This is a genomic window from Embleya sp. NPDC050493, from assembly GCF_044458105.1.
Taxonomy (GTDB): Bacteria; Actinomycetota; Actinomycetes; order Streptomycetales; family Streptomycetaceae; genus Embleya.
This window is the reverse complement of record NZ_JBITHP010000039.1, coordinates 1-17,763: the sequence shown is the minus strand read 5'-3', so window position 1 is coordinate 17,763 and position 17,763 is coordinate 1. Positions and strand designations below refer to the sequence as shown.

At 69.7% G+C, this 17,763-nt stretch carries 23 protein-coding genes and 1 pseudogene; 10 read left to right on the top strand and 14 right to left on the bottom strand.

Annotated elements, in window-relative coordinates; translation table 11 throughout:
* The first annotated feature begins 218 nt into the window (after positions 1–218).
* The gene (locus tag ACIBM5_RS42425; protein ID WP_396012023.1) at positions 219–1,214 is read left to right on the top strand and encodes a lytic polysaccharide monooxygenase; all 996 of its coding nucleotides are present in this window, start codon (positions 219–221) and stop codon (positions 1,212–1,214) included.
* A 248-nt stretch (positions 1,215–1,462) separates the two neighbouring features.
* Here ACIBM5_RS42425 and ACIBM5_RS42420 read toward each other — a convergent pair whose 3' ends face one another.
* Genes ACIBM5_RS42420 through ACIBM5_RS42410 form a run of 3 tightly spaced genes read right to left on the bottom strand, consistent with a single transcriptional unit; the run spans position 1,463 to position 3,888 of the window.
* Complete coding sequence (locus tag ACIBM5_RS42420) at positions 1,463–1,816, bottom strand: STAS domain-containing protein (protein WP_396012022.1); 354 nt, start codon at positions 1,814–1,816, stop codon at positions 1,463–1,465.
* Positions 1,817–1,825: 9 nt separating this feature from the next.
* Positions 1,826–3,088: a PP2C family protein-serine/threonine phosphatase gene (locus tag ACIBM5_RS42415; RefSeq protein WP_396012021.1), complete on the bottom strand. Its 1,263-nt coding sequence runs from the start codon at positions 3,086–3,088 to the stop codon at positions 1,826–1,828.
* On the bottom strand, positions 3,085–3,888 hold the full coding sequence (locus tag ACIBM5_RS42410; RefSeq protein WP_396012020.1) for an alpha/beta fold hydrolase: 804 nt from the start codon (positions 3,886–3,888) through the stop codon (positions 3,085–3,087). The genes ACIBM5_RS42415 and ACIBM5_RS42410 overlap by 4 nt, the downstream gene beginning before the upstream one ends.
* A gap of 409 nt (positions 3,889–4,297) precedes the next feature.
* Here ACIBM5_RS42410 and ACIBM5_RS42405 point away from each other — a divergent pair, with 409 nt between their 5' ends.
* A complete protein-coding gene (locus ACIBM5_RS42405; protein WP_396012019.1) occupies positions 4,298–4,804 on the top strand; it encodes a DinB family protein in 507 nt (168 codons plus the stop codon).
* 322 nt (positions 4,805–5,126) lie between these two features.
* Entirely contained in the window at positions 5,127–5,288 is a 162-nt protein-coding gene (locus ACIBM5_RS42400; RefSeq protein ID WP_396012018.1) for a hypothetical protein, read from the top strand.
* A gap of 116 nt (positions 5,289–5,404) precedes the next feature.
* Here ACIBM5_RS42400 and ACIBM5_RS42395 read toward each other — a convergent pair whose 3' ends face one another.
* Positions 5,405–6,187 (bottom strand): SDR family NAD(P)-dependent oxidoreductase, encoded by a 783-nt coding sequence (locus ACIBM5_RS42395; RefSeq protein ID WP_396012082.1) that lies wholly within the window; start codon positions 6,185–6,187, stop codon positions 5,405–5,407.
* A 208-nt stretch (positions 6,188–6,395) separates the two neighbouring features.
* Between ACIBM5_RS42395 and ACIBM5_RS42390 the strand changes: the two genes are divergently transcribed.
* Positions 6,396–7,037 (top strand): TetR/AcrR family transcriptional regulator, encoded by a 642-nt coding sequence (locus tag ACIBM5_RS42390; protein ID WP_396012081.1) that lies wholly within the window; start codon positions 6,396–6,398, stop codon positions 7,035–7,037.
* 500 nt (positions 7,038–7,537) lie between these two features.
* Here the strand turns inward: ACIBM5_RS42390 and ACIBM5_RS42385 are convergent, their stop codons facing one another.
* The 5 genes from ACIBM5_RS42385 to ACIBM5_RS42365 all read right to left on the bottom strand — a co-directional run bounded on the left by ACIBM5_RS42385 (position 7,538) and on the right by ACIBM5_RS42365 (position 11,481).
* Positions 7,538–8,446 (bottom strand): nitroreductase/quinone reductase family protein, encoded by a 909-nt coding sequence (locus ACIBM5_RS42385; protein WP_396012017.1) that lies wholly within the window; start codon positions 8,444–8,446, stop codon positions 7,538–7,540.
* Positions 8,447–9,312: 866 nt separating this feature from the next.
* On the bottom strand, positions 9,313–9,507 hold the full coding sequence (locus ACIBM5_RS42380; RefSeq protein ID WP_396012016.1) for a hypothetical protein: 195 nt from the start codon (positions 9,505–9,507) through the stop codon (positions 9,313–9,315).
* 82 nt (positions 9,508–9,589) lie between these two features.
* Entirely contained in the window at positions 9,590–9,745 is a 156-nt protein-coding gene (locus tag ACIBM5_RS42375; RefSeq protein WP_396012015.1) for a hypothetical protein, read from the bottom strand.
* 699 nt (positions 9,746–10,444) lie between these two features.
* Positions 10,445–11,191, bottom strand: a complete 747-nt coding sequence (locus tag ACIBM5_RS42370) for a DUF2637 domain-containing protein (protein ID WP_396012014.1) — start codon at positions 11,189–11,191, stop codon at positions 10,445–10,447.
* Between the two features lie 92 nt (positions 11,192–11,283).
* Entirely contained in the window at positions 11,284–11,481 is a 198-nt protein-coding gene (locus tag ACIBM5_RS42365; protein ID WP_396012013.1) for a hypothetical protein, read from the bottom strand.
* 1,067 nt (positions 11,482–12,548) lie between these two features.
* Between ACIBM5_RS42365 and ACIBM5_RS42360 the strand changes: the two genes are divergently transcribed.
* Complete coding sequence (locus ACIBM5_RS42360) at positions 12,549–12,923, top strand: hypothetical protein (protein ID WP_391588930.1); 375 nt, start codon at positions 12,549–12,551, stop codon at positions 12,921–12,923.
* 491 nt (positions 12,924–13,414) lie between these two features.
* On the opposite strand, the gene ACIBM5_RS42355 is transcribed toward ACIBM5_RS42360, so the two are convergent.
* The gene (locus ACIBM5_RS42355) at positions 13,415–13,918 is read right to left on the bottom strand and encodes a dihydrofolate reductase (RefSeq protein ID WP_396012012.1); all 504 of its coding nucleotides are present in this window, start codon (positions 13,916–13,918) and stop codon (positions 13,415–13,417) included.
* On the bottom strand, positions 13,915–14,712 hold the full coding sequence (locus tag ACIBM5_RS42350; RefSeq protein ID WP_396012011.1) for a thymidylate synthase: 798 nt from the start codon (positions 14,710–14,712) through the stop codon (positions 13,915–13,917). Before ACIBM5_RS42350 ends, ACIBM5_RS42355 begins: the two co-directional genes overlap by 4 nt.
* Before the next feature lie 109 nt (positions 14,713–14,821).
* Here ACIBM5_RS42350 and ACIBM5_RS42345 point away from each other — a divergent pair, with 109 nt between their 5' ends.
* A complete protein-coding gene (locus ACIBM5_RS42345) occupies positions 14,822–15,067 on the top strand; it encodes a hypothetical protein (RefSeq protein ID WP_396012009.1) in 246 nt (81 codons plus the stop codon).
* 26 nt (positions 15,068–15,093) lie between these two features.
* Positions 15,094–15,294 carry a hypothetical protein gene (locus ACIBM5_RS42340; RefSeq protein ID WP_396012008.1) on the top strand — a complete coding sequence of 67 codons (201 nt, stop codon included), beginning with the start codon at positions 15,094–15,096 and terminating at the stop codon, positions 15,292–15,294.
* A gap of 157 nt (positions 15,295–15,451) precedes the next feature.
* On the opposite strand, the gene ACIBM5_RS42335 is transcribed toward ACIBM5_RS42340, so the two are convergent.
* Positions 15,452–15,850 (bottom strand): hypothetical protein, encoded by a 399-nt coding sequence (locus ACIBM5_RS42335; protein ID WP_396012007.1) that lies wholly within the window; start codon positions 15,848–15,850, stop codon positions 15,452–15,454.
* Positions 15,851–16,019: 169 nt separating this feature from the next.
* Between ACIBM5_RS42335 and ACIBM5_RS42330 the strand changes: the two genes are divergently transcribed.
* The 3 genes and pseudogenes from ACIBM5_RS42330 to ACIBM5_RS42320 all read left to right on the top strand — a co-directional run bounded on the left by ACIBM5_RS42330 (position 16,020) and on the right by ACIBM5_RS42320 (position 16,907).
* Positions 16,020–16,286 carry a helix-turn-helix domain-containing protein gene (locus ACIBM5_RS42330; RefSeq protein WP_396012005.1) on the top strand — a complete coding sequence of 89 codons (267 nt, stop codon included), beginning with the start codon at positions 16,020–16,022 and terminating at the stop codon, positions 16,284–16,286.
* Positions 16,223–16,354 (top strand): annotated as a pseudogene (locus tag ACIBM5_RS42325) (hypothetical protein); the annotation flags it as partial. The gene ACIBM5_RS42330 and the pseudogene ACIBM5_RS42325, both read left to right, overlap by 64 nt.
* A 172-nt stretch (positions 16,355–16,526) precedes the next feature.
* Positions 16,527–16,907, top strand: a complete 381-nt coding sequence (locus tag ACIBM5_RS42320) for a transposase (protein WP_396012080.1) — start codon at positions 16,527–16,529, stop codon at positions 16,905–16,907.
* Between the two features lie 50 nt (positions 16,908–16,957).
* On the opposite strand, the gene ACIBM5_RS42315 is transcribed toward ACIBM5_RS42320, so the two are convergent.
* Together ACIBM5_RS42315 and ACIBM5_RS42310 are read right to left on the bottom strand one after the other, a co-directional pair.
* A complete protein-coding gene (locus ACIBM5_RS42315; RefSeq protein WP_396012004.1) occupies positions 16,958–17,575 on the bottom strand; it encodes a HEAT repeat domain-containing protein in 618 nt (205 codons plus the stop codon).
* A partial coding sequence (locus ACIBM5_RS42310; protein WP_396012003.1) for a DUF4259 domain-containing protein occupies positions 17,575–17,763 on the bottom strand: 189 nt, incomplete at its 5' end. The genes ACIBM5_RS42315 and ACIBM5_RS42310, both read right to left, overlap by 1 nt.

Sequence of the window (17,763 nt, the reverse complement as noted above, 5' to 3'; positions counted from 1 at the left end):
CATCGCGAACGGCGAAACGCATGACACCGAGGACGGCCGGCACCCCGCCGGCGTGCCCGGCACGCACACGACCGCGCATTCCTTAAGTACGACTCATCTCGCGCATAAACGCCGCTCGGGATCGGATCGAGTTCTTCGGAATCCCTTCTTCGACTCCCCTGCCGACGTTAGGTTCCCACGCAGTGGCCCTACCCCACACGACGAAAGGACTACCACCGGTGAAGAAGCATCCGGTGCAAATTCTGACGGCATTCCCGTTCACGCTCGCGCTCGTTCTCTCCGGAATAGGCACGGGAACGGCGTTCGCGCACGGCACGTCGCTGAATCCTCCGAGCCGTATCCAGTTGTGTTCGACCCAGGGGGGCGAGAACCCGGAGAACTTCCGACTCCCGGCGTGCCGTGCCGCCAAGGCCGCGGTGGGCAACAACCCCGCCCCGTTCTACGACCCGAACGCGGTCAACATCGCCGACGCCGCGGGCAGGCATCGTCAGATCATTCCCGACGGCAAGTTGTGCAGCGCGAACAACCCCCAGTACGCCGGTCTCGATCTCCCGCGCACCGACTGGCCGACGGCCAACCTGCCCTCCGGAGGGTCGTACACGTTCCGCTACAAGGCCACCGCCCCCCACAAGGGCACGTTCGAGTACTACATCACCAAGAACGGCTTCGACGTCACCAGGCCCCTCCGCTGGTCCGACCTGGAGGCGGCGCCGTTCGCGACGGCGACCGACCCCTCGCTCGAAAACGGCGCCTACGTGGTCAAGGGCCGCTTGCCGGCGAGGTCGGGCCGTCACCTGATCTACATCATCTGGCAACGCTCCGACAGCGGTGAGGCGTTCTACTCCTGCTCGGACGTGGTCTTCGACGGCAGTGGCAGCTCCGTCCCCGCACCCGCCGACAAGTCCACCCCCACCACCACCCCGGCGGCCGGCGGCGGACACGACGCGCATACCCGGCCCGCGTCCGGGGCTGCCGGCGCGGCATCGTCGAAGCCTCGAACGGAACCGGCTTCGCTGACCCCGTCGGAGCCCGCCGCGGCACCGGTGCCCGAGTCCGTGTCGCCGGAACAGGCCCGGGCACGAGTGAACTCCGAACTCGCCAGGACCGGCGGGAGCGGGTCGCAGCCCGCGCTGATCCTGGCCGGCGCCGCGGCCGGTTCCGTCGTCATCGGCTTCGGATCCCTCGTCTACGCCCGCCGAAGGACCTCGCGCTGATCCAACGCCCCACGCGAGCGACGGCACCGTCGTGAACGGTGCCGTCGCGTCGCCCCCGCCGCACACGAGCCGCCCGGGACATACCGGCCGAAGTGCGGATCACCGGTGGTTGCGGAGATGTTCGGCGTGTTCCCTCGGCGTGATCCGTCCGTCCTGGACGAGCTTCGAGCGCCGGGGTGTGGAGGGTCCTGACGTCGTCGAAGACCACGGTTCCCGTTCGGCGTCCTCGGCTGGTTCCCCTCGGGGGATCAGCACGGGGCGGAGCGCGGGGCGGTGGAGGCCGGGGCGTGCGGGTGGATGGTGAACACCCGGTCCAGGCCGACGATGCGCAGGATACGGGCGGTGTTGTCGGGGACCGCGGCCAAGGCTAGGCCGCCGTCCTGTTCGATGGCCAGGTTCCGGGCGGCCAGCAGGACGGTGATGCCGCTGGAGTCGCAGAATCGAAGACCGGCGAGATCCAGGACCAGGAGTTGCCCGGCGGCCAGGGTGAGGCCGTCCACGGCCACGCGGAGGCGGGGTGCCGTCGCGTGGTCGAGGTCACCGGTGATCTCCAGGACGGGACCGGTGGCGGCGTCGCGGGAGGTGATCGTCAGCGGGCTCATCTCGGGTCTTCACTTGCGGGGGGCGGGCACGCCGAGGGCGAGCAGGGCGGTGTCGTCGTCGAGTCCGTCGCCGAAGCCGGCCAGGAGAGCGGTGAGGGCGCCGATCAGGGCGCGTGGGCCTGCCGGCGGCTGGGCGGCGGTGAAGGCGCGCAGGGCGTCCTCGCCGTAGAGCTCGCGCTCGGGTCCGATGCGGGCCTCGGTCAGGCCGTCGGTGTAGAGGAGCAGGGTGTCGCCGGGGAACAGCCGGGTGTGGGCGGCGGTGAACTGGACCTGGGGCAGGACGCCGACGAGCATCCCGCCGGGGGTGGGGAGATAGTCCGCGGTGCCGTCCGCGCGCTGGATCAGTGCCGGGGGGTGGCCGCCGGAGGCCAGGTGCACGCCGACGTGGTCGCCGCCGGGGTCCAGCACGCCGAATATGGTGGTGCAGTAGCGGGTGTCGCCGCTGGTGTACCGCTCGTGCAGCACCGTGTTCAAGGTGGTCAGCACGGTGACGGGATCGGGGTCGTGCAGGGCTGCGGCGCGCAGGGTGTAGCGGGTGAGCGAGGTGACCGCGGCGGCCTGGGGGCCTTTGCCGCAGACGTCGCCGAGGAAGAACGCCCACCGGTCGGCGCCCAGCGGGAACAGGTCGTAGAAGTCACCGCCGAGCAGGTCCGGGGACGCCGTGTGGTAGTGGGAGCCTGCCTCCAGGCCCGGAATCGCGGGCAGCGCGGCGGGCAGCAGGTTCTGTTGGAGGACGGCGAGGGCTTCCTGGAGCCGTGCGCGGTCGGCCTCCGCCTGCCGGCGGGCTTCTTCGGCCGCCTTGCGTCCGCGCAGCAGCTCGGCCTCGTAGGCGCGGCGGTCACGCGCGTCGAAGACGGTGGTACGGATCAGCAGCGGTTCGCCGTCCTCACTCACCTTCACCTTCGAGGTGACCAACACCGGCATGCGCTGTTTGCCGGCGCCCTTGATGTCCAGGGCGATTCCGCCGACCTCGCCCTGCATCTGCAACATCGGCGCGAAGTGCGTCTCGTGGTAGAGCCTGCCGCCCACGGTGAGCAGGTCGGCGAACCGCATGCGGCCCACGACCTGGGAGCGTTCCAGGTCCAGCCACTCCAGCAGCGTGGTGTTGATCTTCGCGATGGTGCCGTCCATCAGCGTCGACAGATATCCGCACGGCGCCTGCTCGTACAGCTCCTCCGCACTGTCCTCCAGCAGCGAGGTGAACACCGCGTCCGTGGCGTGTGCGTCCTGCTCCCCGCCCGGGTCGGACGCCTGGCCGGTGCGGCACGTCACCGGCTCACCCCGACGAAGTCGATGATCGACTCCGCGGTGGCCTGTGGTGCGCTCAGCTGCGGGCAGTGCCCGGTGGCCTCCAGCGTCACCAGGCGGCTGCCGGGGATCGCGGCGTGGACGTAGGCGCCGACCTCCCGGGGGGCGATCACGTCCTGCTTGCATTCCAGCACCAGTGTCGGCAGGGAAACCGTCTCGAGATCGGCGCGGCTGTCGGACAGGAACGTCGTGCGGGCGAAGACCCGGGCCATGTCCGGATCGGTCGCGCAGAACGACGCCGTCAGCTCCTCGCCGAGTTCCGGGCGGTCCGCGTTCCCCATGATCACCGGGGCCATCGCCGCCGACCAGCCCAGGTAGTTCGATTCCAGCGACTCCAGCAGCTCATCGATGTCGTCGGCGCTGAAGCCGCCCCGGTACCCGTCCTCGTCGATGTAACGAGGCGAGGGGGCGACCATCACCAGACGGGAAAACCGCTGTGGTGCCTTCGCCGCCGCGAGCACCCCGACCATCGCGCTGACCGAATGCCCCACAAAGGTCACATCGTGGAGGTCCAACTCGTCACAGATCTCCAGCACATCCAGCGCATAGCCCTCCAGCGAGCTGTAGCGCCGCTCGTCCCAGGCCGACGGGTCGGTTCGTCCCGAGCCCACGTAGTCGAAGAGAACCACCCGGAACTCCTCGGCCAGAGCGGGGAGTACCAGGCGCCACATGTTTTGATCACAGCCGAACCCGTGCGCCAGCAACAGCACCGGCCCATTCGCACGGCCGGTGACGGTGATGTTGTTCCTGCGACGGATATCCATACCCGCCAGTCTCGCATCACCCTCCCCATCCGACGCAGGGCCCGGGGTGCCTCGTCGCCCCGCCGGTGTCACCGTCGCCCGACCGAGGTGGCAACGCGCGACCCCGACCGGACGCAAGTAATCCGGTGCGGTGCGGGCCTTCGAGCCGGGGCGTCCCGGGGACGAGGGCCACGGTTCCCGAAGGATCCACGGGTGCCTGCGGCGACGAGACATTCCACACACAATCCCCGAATGACGTGACCGAACAACCATCCCCACCGGGTGTCGGGGCCTGTCCGGCGGATCATGCCGGCGACTCACCGGCGCTGGATCGCCGTGGCGTCCCGCCGGACATGAAGCCGCCCGGAGCAGGTCGGCCCACCATTAAATGCCTCGACACCGGTCGCGGTGATCGGGGACGCTTCGCGTGATGACCAGAATCGACGACACGCCGCCCGCGTGGGACGAGCGCACGCAGCTCACCACGTTTCTCGACTACGCACGTGCCACCGCCCGCGCCAAGTGCGATGGCATCTCCGCGGAGAACGCCCGCAAGGCGCTCCTGCCGGGCTCACCGCTGATGACCGTGAGCGGATTGATCAACCACCTCCGCTGGGTCGAGTACTACTGGTTCCGAGTGGTCTTCCTCGGCGAGGAGGACCGGGGCCCCTGGACCGACGAGGACCCCGACCGCGAGATGCGTATCGCCGTCGACTTCCCGCTCGCGCAGTTGCTCGACGAATACGCCGAACAGAGCGCCCACCACCGTGAACTGGTCGCCGCGAACAGCCTGGACACCAGGGCGAAGGGAGCCGTCCGCGACGGTCTCCGCGTCGACCTGCGCTGGATCCTCCTCCACCTCACCGAGGAGACGGCCCGCCACAACGGCCACCTGGACATCCTGCGCGAGATGCTCGACGGCACGACCGGCAACTAGAAACGTCGGCCGTGGGCGGAACCGGTACTGATCACCACCGGGCAACACGGATCCGTCGTGGCGGAGGTCCCGGCGCACGTCGCCCTCGCCCCACGCCGCAGCGATCTCCTTCGTGGAGACGGTATCCGTGATCGAGTGGTGCGCCCCTCCGACGGGGGCGACACCGTCGGACCGAGGCGCAGGGCGGGCACGAACGACCGGACCGCGCACGTCGAACAGGCGCGGGCGCGATCGACACCGCTGCCTTCGCACGGGGTCGAACTTCTCGGCCGTTCGATGATCCTCGGCGCAGGAGGGGTGTGCTCACGGCGACCGTGACGAAGTGACGAAGTCGTGGCGGTCGACGCCGTACTTCGGCGGGCACGAGATGAACGTGGTGTTCGGCGACGCGAACGCGGAGTCCGCGTGGGTGGCGGGTGTCAAGCCGATGCACATCCGCGACGGACGCATCGTCGAGGCGCCGGGTTACAGCAAGTCCTCGTGACCAGGCGGTTTCCGCTCGTCCGACGGCAGCGGGCCCTGCGGGCGGGCCACGTGCGCCGCACCGGTCACGCGGGTCGTCCGGGGCGCGCTCCGGGCGACCCGCGGCGGCGGGCCGGGTCAGGCGTTGGAGCCCGCGTCGACGGTCAGCGCGCTGCCGGTGATGCCGCCGGCCCCGGGGCCGGCCAGGAAGGCGACGGTCGCGGCCACCTCGTCCGGATCCAGGAACCGTCCCAGCGCGCTGAGTTGGCGTTGCGCGTCGGCGTCGGGTCCGACCGCCGGGTTCATGTCGGTGTCGGTCGAGCCCGGGTGCACCACGTTCACGGTGATCCCGCGCGGCCCCAGCTCGCGGGCCAGGCCCCGGGTCAGGCCGCCCAGCGCGGCCTTGCTCATCGCGTACAGCGCGATGCCCGGGAAGGGCACCCGGTCCGCGAGGCAACTGCCGATGGAGATGATCCGGCCGCCCTCGGGCAGGTGTCGGATCGCGGCCTGGGAGGCCAGGAACGCGGCGCGTACGTGGATGGCCAACGTGCGGTCCAGCTCGTCCAGGGCGACCTGCTCGATCGGGCCGTTCGGGAAGACGCCCGCGTTGTTGACCAGGATGTCCAGCCGCCCGAACTCGGCGTGCGCCCGGTTCACGGCCTCGGTCACCGCGTCGGCGTCCGCCACGTCGGCCCGGATCGCCAGGGCTCGCCGGCCGGTCGCCTCGACGGCGGCCACCACCTCTTGGGCCTTCTCCTTGCCGGTCGCGCTCACGTAGGTGAAGGCCACGTCCACGCCGTCGTGCGCCAGGCGTCGGGCGATTGCCGCGCCGATTCCCCTGCTGCCCCCCGTGATCAGCGCGGCCCTGTTGCCCGTGGTGCCTGTGGTACCCGTTGCGTTCGTCGCGTTCGTCGCTTCCATCGCGTTCGTCGCGCTCGTCGCGCTCGTCGCGTTCGTCGCGTTCGTCGGCTCGCGCATGCCCGTCCCCCGGTTTCGTGTGGATGTTCTTCCGCGTCCGCCGATTTCTGTGTCGATCGGCACAGAAATAATCACAGGGCCGTCCGGGCAGGTCAAGGCATATATTTAACGAGCGACACAGAAATGGATGGGCGAAGGGTGGTGGCCCGGCATGGCCGGACGCGGACGACCCAGGGGATTCGACCGGGACGCTGCCCTGGAACGGGCGATGCGGGTGTTCTGGGACCTGGGATACGAGGCGACGTCGATGACCGACCTGACGTCGGCCATGGGGATCGGCTCGCCCAGCCTGTACGCGGCGTTCGGTTCCAAGGAGGAACTGTTCCGCGAGTCGCTGCGGCTGTACGGCGCCACCGAGGGCCGCAGGGTGACGCGGGCCCTGGTCGAGGAGCCGACCGCGCGTGCCGCCGTCGCCGCGATGCTGGCCACCAACGCGCGGGCGTACACCGAGGAGGCCAAGCCGCGCGGCTGCATGATCGTGCTGTCCGCGACGAACTGCTCCGAGGCGAACGCGGCCGTCCGCGCGCACGTGGCGGACGTGCGCAAGGAGGGCATCGACGACCTGACGCGGAGGCTGTGCCAGGGCGTGCGCGACGGTGACGTCCCACCCGGCGTCGACGCCGCCGCCGTGGCCTCCTTCTACTCCGCGGTGATCCAGGGCATGTCCGTGCAGGCCCGAGACGGCGCGTCCCGCGCGGACCTGGAACGGCTCGCGGCGTGCGCGATGGCGGCGTGGGACGCGGTCGTCGGCGGCGCGGCGCGCCCGGGTTCGGCCGACGAGAGCGCGACGTAGTTCTCGACCGATTTCCAGCCGGCTGGACGCGAGTTCACGCAGGCCGGCCGCCGGCGCCCGATCGTCCCCGACCACGAGCGGATACTGCAACGCCCCGACCGACGCGGCCTGTCGGCCTGCCATCCGCGCGGCCTCGTCCGGACCCAGCCCCGCGAGACAACCGGCCGCGTCGTGCCTGCGCGCGCCGACCCGCCTTCTGAACCACCCGGGTGCCGTCCTCGATCGCCTCTCCGAGGCAGGTGCGGGACCGGTGTCGTGCGGGCCCGGGTCGGCGGTTCGACCCGGGCGCCGATCCCGGATCCGTTCGGCCCGACCGACGAGATCGCCTATCGCCTATCACCTCGCCTTCGCCCCGGCGGACGCCGTCGTCTCCGAATCGGTGCGGGTGGACGGCGCCCGACGGACCATCGAGGTGCTTCCAGGCCGCCCGGAACGAATGTGGCCTGAACCGGTACGAAGTCCGCCGCAAGGGCCCGTTCCGAGTCCGGCTCACGATCGGGTCAATCCGCCCGGCCGTCCTCGACGAGCGGTTCGAGGACGATGACGGGGATCCGGCGATCGGTGTGCCGCTGGTATTCGGCGTAGTCGGGGTACGCGTCGACGGCGCGGGCCCACCACTGGGCCTTCTCGTCGCCGGAGACCTCCCGCGCGCGGTACGTGTGGGTGGTCCGCCCGTCCTGGATCGCGACGACGGGCTCGGCGAGCACGCCCGCGAACCACTGCGGATTGCTCGCCGTGCCGCCGTTGGACGCGACGGCCGCGTAGCGACCCTCGTGTTCGACGCGCATGACCGGGGTCTTGCGGAGTTTGCCGGTCTTGGCGCCCCGGTAGGTCATCAGCACCGTGGGCAGGCCCTTGATCGTGACGCCGTCGGTTGTGCCGGTGCGGTGGACCTGGTCGACGTGGTCGCGCACCCACGCCAGACCGCTCGGTTCGTATTTCCCGGCGAGTCCGACCGCAACCACCGGGTCCGCGGAGCGCCTGGTGTCGACGTTGCGGGTCAGCGTGTCGAGAAGGCCGGGCAGTTCGGTGGCCGTGCCGGCGCGCAGACCGGCCACGGTCTCCTCCGCCAGGGTGACCCAGACCTGCTTGACCTGCTCGGCCAATGCCCGGCCGGCGTCGGTGAGTTCGACCACGCTTGCGCGCTTGTCGGACGCGTCGGTGGTGCGTCGGATGTGACCGGCGGCTTCGAGCTTACGGGTCATGCCGGTGACGCTCGGCGGCTCGCACCCGAGCGCCTGGCTGATCCGGGCCTGGATCATCGGCCCGGTCCGGGCGAGTTCGAGGAGCAGTACCTCCTGCCCGGGATGCAGCCCGAGCGGCGCCAACAACGCCGCGGCTCTGGTCCGGTGACGCAGGCTCAGGAGACGGACCGCCTGGTTGAGTTCATCTGCGTACGCGAAGTCCATGGGATCTCCCTCGATTGGTTATGCAGATAACGTTATGCGCATAACCAATCTTCGGCAAGGCCCGGTCGCCGGCGAGTGCCAACCCACGAACAGCCGATCGCACGCCGCCGCGTCCGCCCCCCGCGCCGAGTCGCGTGGAAGGCACTCAAGCGTCGAGTGTCGGACCGCATCGGCCGGGCCCCTTACCGAAGACGGAATCGACGTCCACGCGACGACGCATCGTCGCGTGGTCGGCTCCCGATCCCACCGTCGTCACTTTTCGAGGACGGACTGGCCATAAGCCGCGCGTACTTCGCCGCCCACGGCCAACTGGCGGCGCCCAAACCCGCCGCCATCAACGGCTACCCCGTCGGCCGATTCCTCGCCGACTGCCGCCGCCCTCCGGAGACACGCAAGAACCCCGAACGCTGGGCACGACTGGGCACGACTGGCCGCGATCGACCCCGACTGGAACTCCACCGGACGACCGAGCCCGCCGAACGGTGGTCGCTGGACTGGACCCGCCGAACGGTGGTCGCCGGACTGACGCACCGGATCAAGCTCGGATCGCCCTCGCCAACGCACCACAACGACGCGCCACATACGCGCCCGGGCGACTCGACGCGCTCACCGCGCTCGACATGCGATGGACATGACCTCAGGCATCGGGGCGGGTTCGGGGCCAAAGGTCACGCTCGGCCGAGCGTGCGGCGACTCCGACCAGAGGATGCCACTCGCCCCGGCCGGATGCGTGGCTCCCCACCGAATCCGGGGGTGCATGGGTGCAAGCGGGCGGGGCGGCGCGGGTGCCGGTCGAGTCGGTGATGTGGTTGCCGAGTGCGGGCATGGCCCGCCGGTTCAGCGGCGGGCCATACCTCGTTCGGGCTCTATCGATGCCTCTGTTGCTTCCTCTGGCGGCGGTCCCACCACACGATGAACCCCACCAGGACGATCCCCGATGCGACGTCGCGCAACAGCCACGCGTGGAAGCCGAGGGCGGCGTGCAACACGATGAAGACGGGGATGACGATCAACCCGCCCCAATACCTCCCGAGAAACCTTTTCAGCTCATCGGTGTTCATGGTCCCCCAAGTCCGGAAGCAGGAAGGTGAAGCCGTGGTTCGCGCTCCGGATGCGAACGGGGCGTACCGACACCTGCCCGGGTCAGGGATCGGCTCTCGTGTGGCGGTGGCAGCCGGTCGCGACGCTCACGCAGGTGAAGGCCATCAGCGCACACAGACCCCAACTGCCGTGGACCGCCGAGAGTACGGCAAGTGCCGACGCGACGGCCGATACCGGCCCCCAAAGCAGCCATGCCATGCGCGGACGGTTGCCCGGCGCCGTCATCCGCGGCACTTCCGCGACCACGAGTACGACCGACCGACGACCCCGATCCGCGTTCGACCGACGTCGCCCCGCCCTGAACGCCCGGATCGCGTCGCGGTTGTCATGACCCGAAGCGTAGAGCCGGCTGACCCGGTGTGGCGACCGGGAGTTCGGATCCGGGAGCCGATATGCGGACGACTCCACGTTCGACCCGGTGCGCGGGCAGCCCCCTTCGGGCGAGCTTCGCCGGATCCGCGGCGGGGGTTCGAAAGATGGAGCCGCCGATGCATTCGAGGAACGCGCCTAGCGTGCTCGGGACCGGCGTCACCGGGACCGAGGAGCCGGTTCACGACGGCAGGAGTCCCGCGATCCGGAACTCCTCGTGCGAGTGGGCACGTTCGTCTCGCTCGGGTGAACCACCCACGCCGAGATCCGAGTCGGTGCGAACGAAGCGGCCGCCTCACAGACGACCACGGACCTCGGCGACCCGCGCGGCGGCCGTTTCCCCACCACCCGAACGGCGCAACGCAGCCCGAGGGGCGAGCCCGGACCGGGGCGACCGGGCGTCGACCGCCCCCGGCCGGGACACGATGCCCCGACGAGCGCAAGGGCACGGCCGACGACCTGCGGCAACGGCCGCCCCGAATACCGGCGTTCGGACGTAGTGCCGTGCGGCACACGGAAGTGCGTGGTTCAGGACCGGGGTTCGCGGCGTGGGCCGGGAATGGATCGTCGGGGTGGCCGGGTGAGGGTGATCTGGCGTACGAGCTGGTGCAGGCAGGCCGTGGTCGCGACCGCGGGCAGAACGGCGACGACGACGCCCTGGACGGTCATCGGGGCGTGGGTGAGGGAGAGCGCCATGGACAGGCCGGCGAAGGCGGTGACCACGATCCACGAGTGCAGCGCCCGACGGCGGTGCAGGCTGGAGCGCAGGATCGACAGCGAGGCCACCACCCACGGCCCCTGGACCAGGACGGGCCACCACCGGGCCGGGCCCGAGGTCACGCCGGCGGTGTGCCCCAGCGGCGCGAGGGTGATCACCGCGCCGAGCACACCGATCGCGGCGACCACCACGACGCTGACCACCACCATGAGGCGGCTGAGCCGGTCCAGCCGCCGCCCGCCCGTGACCGGACGGACGGGTGTGGGAGGCCGCCGACGATGACCACCCGGCCCCCGAACCCGGACCGGGACCGGGAGCTCGACGGTGGCGGGAACCTCCTCGACCGCACTACCCAGCAGCCGGGCGAGATCCGCCTCGAACCGCGGGTCCCCCACCACCGCGAACGACGGGGAGAGCCCGTCGGGCGGCACGGCCGCGGCCGATGTCGATGTCGATGTCGATGTCGCCCACTCCACCGCGCCGGGGGACGACGCGGCCCCCGGGGGGAATTGCATGCCGGGCGGGGGATACGGGTCGTATCCATAACCTTCGTACACGGTCCTGACTCATTCGAGGGATCGGGCGCTGTGAGGCGAGTTTGGACGCCGAATACACGTATCGATGGTCGGCGGGTGGCCGGTCCGGGGATTCACGAACGGTGGTCGTCCAGGAGGTCGTCGAGACGGCGCGAGTACTCCGCCGCGATCAACACCATCGTCAGGGCGAACTGCTCGATGTCCGCGGAACAATGACGCAGCGCGACGCGATGTCCCGCACGCTCGATGTACGCGTGCGGAGACCGTTTACGGAGCGTCGTCGCGCGAGGGGTGAGCGCCCAATCCCCCATCGGGAAGGCACGTTGGGCGAGCACGGGAGAAGCCGCGGCGGACGCGGAGGCTCGGAGAGTCACGCCCGGGTAACGACACTCCCCCTTGAATGGCGCTGGTCCGAAACGGTGAACGACGACTCGGATTCGTGCCTCTTTTCGGCCACTTGTTGAACATTTATGAACACTCACGCGGTGAAACCCGCCCCGCCCGCAAGGCAAATCCCGTGCCCGCACAGGGAAGTGACGCCGTTCACCCGAGTTGCTCTTTACCCACGCAATGAAAAATGCACGAATCGGCAAAAACTACGGAGCGGCCGTCCACCCCGGCCCACCCTCCGACCCGCCCGTACTCGGCCGGACCTCCTGCACCCCCGCGGACCCCGCGCCGCGCGGCCCGCGAACGGCCGCGGTACCCGGTCCACCGTCCGGCACGGTACCCGGCCACGCACCCGACGCCCCCAACAACGACCCACCGCATCGAGCGACCCCCGAGCACACGGGGCACGGGGCACGGGGCACGGGACGACACCGGTGACGCCCACCGATCACCGTTTCGTACGGCGAGAACGCGACCGGCCCGACCGGAGTTCACCACAACGGGCGACCCATGAAGCCCCCGATGCCGGGCAGAAACCCCTCGGGCGCGGCGCCGGGTCCTCGGGGAAGAAAGACCCGGCCCGCGCCCCTCACACCAACCGCCACCACGCCGCCTGGAAGCATCCGGGTCGGTGTCGAGGGTGCGATGGTCCGGTCTCCTCGCCGGGCGGCGGCGCGGTCCGCGGTCCACCGCGCGGCGTTGCCCATCCGGTCGTACCGCAGTCTCCACGGTCGTCACGACCCCGACGAGCAGCCTCGCGGCAGGCGCGCTGCCCTCCTGGTCGGTCGATGTGCGGACGTTGGCGCGGCTCTGCCACCACGCACCGAAACCGAATCGCATGGGTCTCCACATCCGACGGGCCCACAGCTCCCACCGTCACGAGCGATCCGATGAACCATCCCGGTCTGGGAGTATTCGCTGCTCTCGGCATGGATATTCTGCGTCCCACCGGTGCGCCTGGACGGGGTGCCGAATAGAATCGGCTTCCATGTCGAACCCTGACGAACTGCTCGTGAACGTCTCCGCCATGGTGGAGTCCGGGCAAAGCAATCAGATGTCGTTGACCGTGGTGGTCGGCGGAGCCGTCATCACCGGCCGTTTGGCCCCGGAAGCCGTGTGGCGGGAGCGTGTGTCGGAGGTCCTGAGGAACTCGGACCACCTCGGTCCGTTCTCCGATGTCTTCGCGGTGGACCGGACACCGGGCCGACCCGATCGGGGCACCGCGCCCACGCACCTGCACTTCCATCTTGCCCGGGTCCTGCAGGGCAGCCTCGGGATCCCCGAGACGGGCGGAATGTATCGCGTCGCGATCGAGGACATCAGCGCCTGGAGCGTTGGTGATGTCAGCTATTCCGACCAGTGAGGTGCGCCGTACCCGACCCGCGCCCGTCGTGGTCGGCAGGGCGAGGCCCGAAGGGCGAGGCCCGAAGGGCGAGGGGGCCGGCCGCGGTCCGGGCGGACCGTGTGCGCGCGTCGTGGATGTCAGCCTCGGAGTGGTCGACGACGAGGCGATTCGCGCAGCGCCCAGGTGTACCCGTCCCGGGTAACGGCCTTGTGCGCGGTGCACCGGAGCGGTCGAGCGATGGCGACGCCCGCCCGGCGACAACAAGGCCGCTCCCCGACCCGGGGCGCAGTGGCCGTCGGCCTCCCGCCTCAGTTCCTGCGGACCACGCTGTGGGTCGAGGCGCTTTGGGTGGCGTCCTTCGGGAGGGAACTTGGATCCGCCGTTCGGCGTGGAGTCACGCGCGACGACGGGGCCGCACCTGGTGCCCCTTCGTTTTCCTCGACCCGTCTCGGCCCGACGAGCCGGCGGACAACGGAGAATCGACCCGGGTCACGGTGGTGAGTCGACGGTCACCGGGCATATCTGCGGATGCGGTAGCGCAGCCCGGACGTCGAGAACTGCCAGCCCTGGTCCTCGGCGACTGTCCACGTCGGGTCCGGTGTCGGGGCGTAGGTGTCGCCGTCCACCGTGGATTCGACTTCGGTCACCGAAAGCATCGTGGCGTATTCCAGGGTGGCACGATAAATCTCCCCGCCACCGATCACCCATGCGGTACCGGGGACGCCCGGTTCCGGCCGCTCGGCAGCGAGTGCCAGAGCGTCGGTGACGGACCCGGCGCGTTCCGCGCCTTCGGCCACCCATCGCGGATTGCGAGTCACCACGATGTTGCGTCTGCCGGGCAGCGGCCGAAATCGCGAAGGCAGCGAGTCCCACGTCTTGCGCCCCATCACCACTGGATGGCCCAGCGTGGTCGCCTTGAAATGGGCCAAGTCCTCGGGCAGTCGCCACGGAATCGCGTTGTCCGCGCCGATGACGCCGTCGAGGGTCTGCGCCCAGATGAGCCCGACCTTCACACCGCGACCGGGGCTTTGATGGCCTGGTGGTGCCGGTAGTCGAGCACCTCCACATCGGCGTAGGCGTAGTCGAAGAGCGAGTCGGCTCGGCGCAGGCGCAACTCGGGAAACTCGAACGGGGTGCGGGAGAGCTGCTCGGTCACCTGCTCGACGTGATTGTCGTAGATGTGGCAGTCGCCGCCGGTCCAGATGAAGTCGCCCGCCTCGAGGCCGACCTGCTGCGCCACCATGTGCGTGAGCAGGGCATAGCCGGCGATGTTGAACGGGACGCCGAGGAACAGGTCCGCGCTGCGCTGGTACAGCTGGCAGGAGAGCTTGCCGTCGGCGACGTGGAACTGGAAGAAGGCGTGACACGGCGCGAGTGCCATATTGGTCAGCTCGGCCACGTTCCAGGCGGAGACGATCATCCGGCGGGAGTCGGGGTCGCGGCGCAGAGTGTCGAGAACATCGCCGATCTGGTCGATGTGCCTGCCGTCCGGGGTGGGCCAGGAGCGCCACTGTGCGCCGTACACCGGGCCGAGGTCGCCGTTCGCATCGGCCCATTCGTCCCAGATGGTGACGCCGTGCTCCCGCAGCCAGCCGACGTTGGAGTCGCCGCGCAGGAACCACAGGAGTTCGTACACGATGGACCTGAGATGCACCTTTTTGGTGGTGACCAGCGGGAACCCCCGCGAGAGGTCGTAGCGCAGTTGGTGCCCGAAGACACTTCGCGTCCCGGTGCCCGTCCGGTCGGCTTTGGCCGTCCCGGAGGTGAGCACCAGTCGCAATAGGTCTTCGTACTGGGTGTCCGCCACGGCAGTCGAGTCTACCGGCCCGCCCCAGCCCCACTCGACGGCCGTGCATCCCCGGCCTGCCGGGACACCGGTGGGCGCACCACGGCACGGCGCACGCCACCACGCAGATGTGGATTCGGAGGGCGGGGCCCGAAGCAAGTTCCTTGGCATCCCCGCGTACTTCGTGGATCTGCGGCCGGAAGCCGGTGTTGTGCTCACGCTGCGTCCCGAGACACCGGATGGGCCTGGCGAGGTATGCGCGATGCCGTTCGAGGGCTGGTGGGACAACGCGTTCCGGTTCCTCGTGTCGCTCGTGCTGCCGTCTGCGGATCCGGTGTCGGACCGGCCGAGCGACGACGAAGCGACGACGAGCTGATCGTCTGGCATCGCGACGGGTCGATCATGCGCCTCGCCCGCCACGGGCAGGCGCAGCAGGCCGGCCGGGGCCGCATTGGCGATGTGCTGGGTGGGTTGTGGGAGGAGCGCCACGCCTGCGGCTGCCCCGGCAACGACGCCTATGGGCTGAGGGTTTCGTCCAGCGGCGTGCACACGTACGGCGTCGTCGACAAGGCCGGTGAAACCCACCGGGTCGTCACGGCTTGATGCGGTCAGGTGACCAACCGCGCCCCTGCGGTCGAGCGGGGACCAGGGTCGGGGTGGTGTACGCCAAGCCCCGTTCCGGGATGGGCGCCGACGCCGCCGGTCGCGACGGCGGGCCCGGACCGTTGTCGCGGTCCGGGCCCGCCGGGCGGACAATGGATCAGGCGACGCCCAAGTACCAGACCGAGCACGGCCCGGTGGCGCTGTTCCGGCACACCCGCATCCGCAAACTGTTGCCGTTCCTGTAGGGCGAGTAGGTGTAGTACTGCTTCTGGAGGGCGCCCTTGTTGTTGACGTACGAGTGGGTGTTGGCCCAGACGCCGTAGATGTGCTCTTGGAACTGGATGTAAACGCCGTAGCCGTCGGCGTGTTTGTCCAAGACGTAGCCCTGGTTGGTGTCAGGGTTGTAGGAACCGGTGGCGACCACGACGTCACCGCTGTACGCGACGGCGTACAGAGGCACGGTGGCATTGGCCTGGCCGGTCATGGTGACAGCCGTGGTGAGTGCCATGGCGCCGGCCGCACCGGCCTGGGCAATCCGCTTGGTGATGGTCCGCAAGGGAGTCTCCTTACACCCGGGGGGATCTTCCGCCAAGTTTCGGCTGGTGTTTCGTGATTCCGTCAGCGTTACTTGATCTTTGGAAGAGATCCTTCCGATTCCGCGACCGGTCGGCTATCCAAAAGACGCTGTCAATGATGCGCTCCGTGGTTGGGCAGGGTCTCCCGGTATGGAGCTCTCCCTGGAACAGGCCGCCGAGTTGCGGGAGTTGGTGAACAGCAGGGACGTGCCTGCGGATATGGCCACGCGGGGCCGGATTGCCTTGTGGTCGGGCGAGGGGCGCCGGCGCAAGGACATTGCCGAACTGCTCGGGGTGTCGCTGCCGACCGTGGACCGTTGGAAGCGCGCTATGCCGAACAGGGCCTGGCCGGGCTGGAAGGGGAGCGTCCCGGTGGCGCACGTGAACAGGCGCCGGCACGGGTGCGGGCCCGGGTGATTGCGCTGACGCGCATGACACCGCCGGACAGCAGCGGCCTTTCGCGCTGGTCCACACGGGAGTTGGCGAAGTACTTGAAGCGGGCCGAGAACGTCACCGTGTCCTGGCACTACATCGCGCGCGTCTGGCCGGAGGAGCGGTTGAAGCCGCACCGGTCCGGCACCTTCGAGATTTCCATAAACCCCGCGTTCGCGGAGAAGGTGGCCGATGTGATCGGCCTGTACCTCGACCCGCCGGGCGGTGCGGTGGTCCTCGCGATCGACGAGAAGACGCAGATCCAGGCCCTGGACCGGACCCAGCCGGTGCTGCCGGTGGCCCCCGCGGCTTACCGAGAAGCGCACAGCGGACTACGTCCGGCACGGCACCACGAACCTGTTCGCCGCCCTGAACGTGACCACCGGCGGCGCGCTCGGCGAGTGCAAGCCGACCCGCAACGGCAAGGATTTCCTTGCCTTTCTGAAGAAGGCGGTGAAACCACATGCCGGGAAGGACATCCATGTCGTCCTGGACAACCTCTCCACCCACACCACCCCGGAGGTCAGGGAGTGGCCGGCCAAGAACCTGCAGGTCCAGCCGCCGACGAGATCCTCGCGAAGGTCCGTCTCGTCGCGACCAACGTGAAGAAACTCGTCAATAACAACTCGAACTGACATAAACAGGATCACGAGACACTAGGGCGAGCGCCAGGTCTGGTATCTGCCCTGGAGAGAGGATGCCGCCGCGTCGGCGACGTCCGCGCGGGGGCCGGCCGCGCAGCCTTGAAGGAACTCCCGGACCCTGGGGCCGGACCAGCCCGCCGCGGCGGCCGCTGCCCAAAAGCGCAGCCCGTCGTGGGGTTCCAGGGGGCGGAGGAAGTCGAGGACACGGTCGACGGTTTGCGAATCGAGACGCAGGCGTTGCATGGCGACGGCGCGAAGGGCGCCGTCGGCGAGAGCCGCGGTGCCGCTGTCCATGCACCAGAGCAGGGCGCCGGCCGGGTCCTCGGGGGTGCTCAGTCGCACGATGGCATCTCCGAGGGCGACGTACACCATCGTGGCGTCGAAGTGCCGTCGGGCGAGTTCGCGCAGCGGGTCGAGCGCGGGCCGGTGGCCGCACGCCCCCAGGGCCATGACCATCTGATATTGGGTCTCCCAGGTGCGATGATCACGCACCTCCCGCTGTAGGGCGTCCAGCAGCGGCGGGCCCGCAGCCGGTTGTGCGAGCCGGCGCAGGCGGGTCGCGGCCGAGCGCCGTCGGGAGGAACGCGCATCGCCGAGCTGTTCCACGGCTTCGTCCGTCGTCGGTGCCATCACGTGCCGTCCGGTCTGGTCTCGTCGCCGGCGCAGATCCGCTGTATGTGGGTCAGGTTCCGCCGCCATCGGGGACCGTCGCCGGTCTCGTCCCACAGCTCGGCGAGTTCGGAGTCCTCGGCCAGGACTCGGTCGAGTGCGGCGATCGCGAGTGCGCAGGTCGAAGGAGAGTGGCGGGATGGATTCCT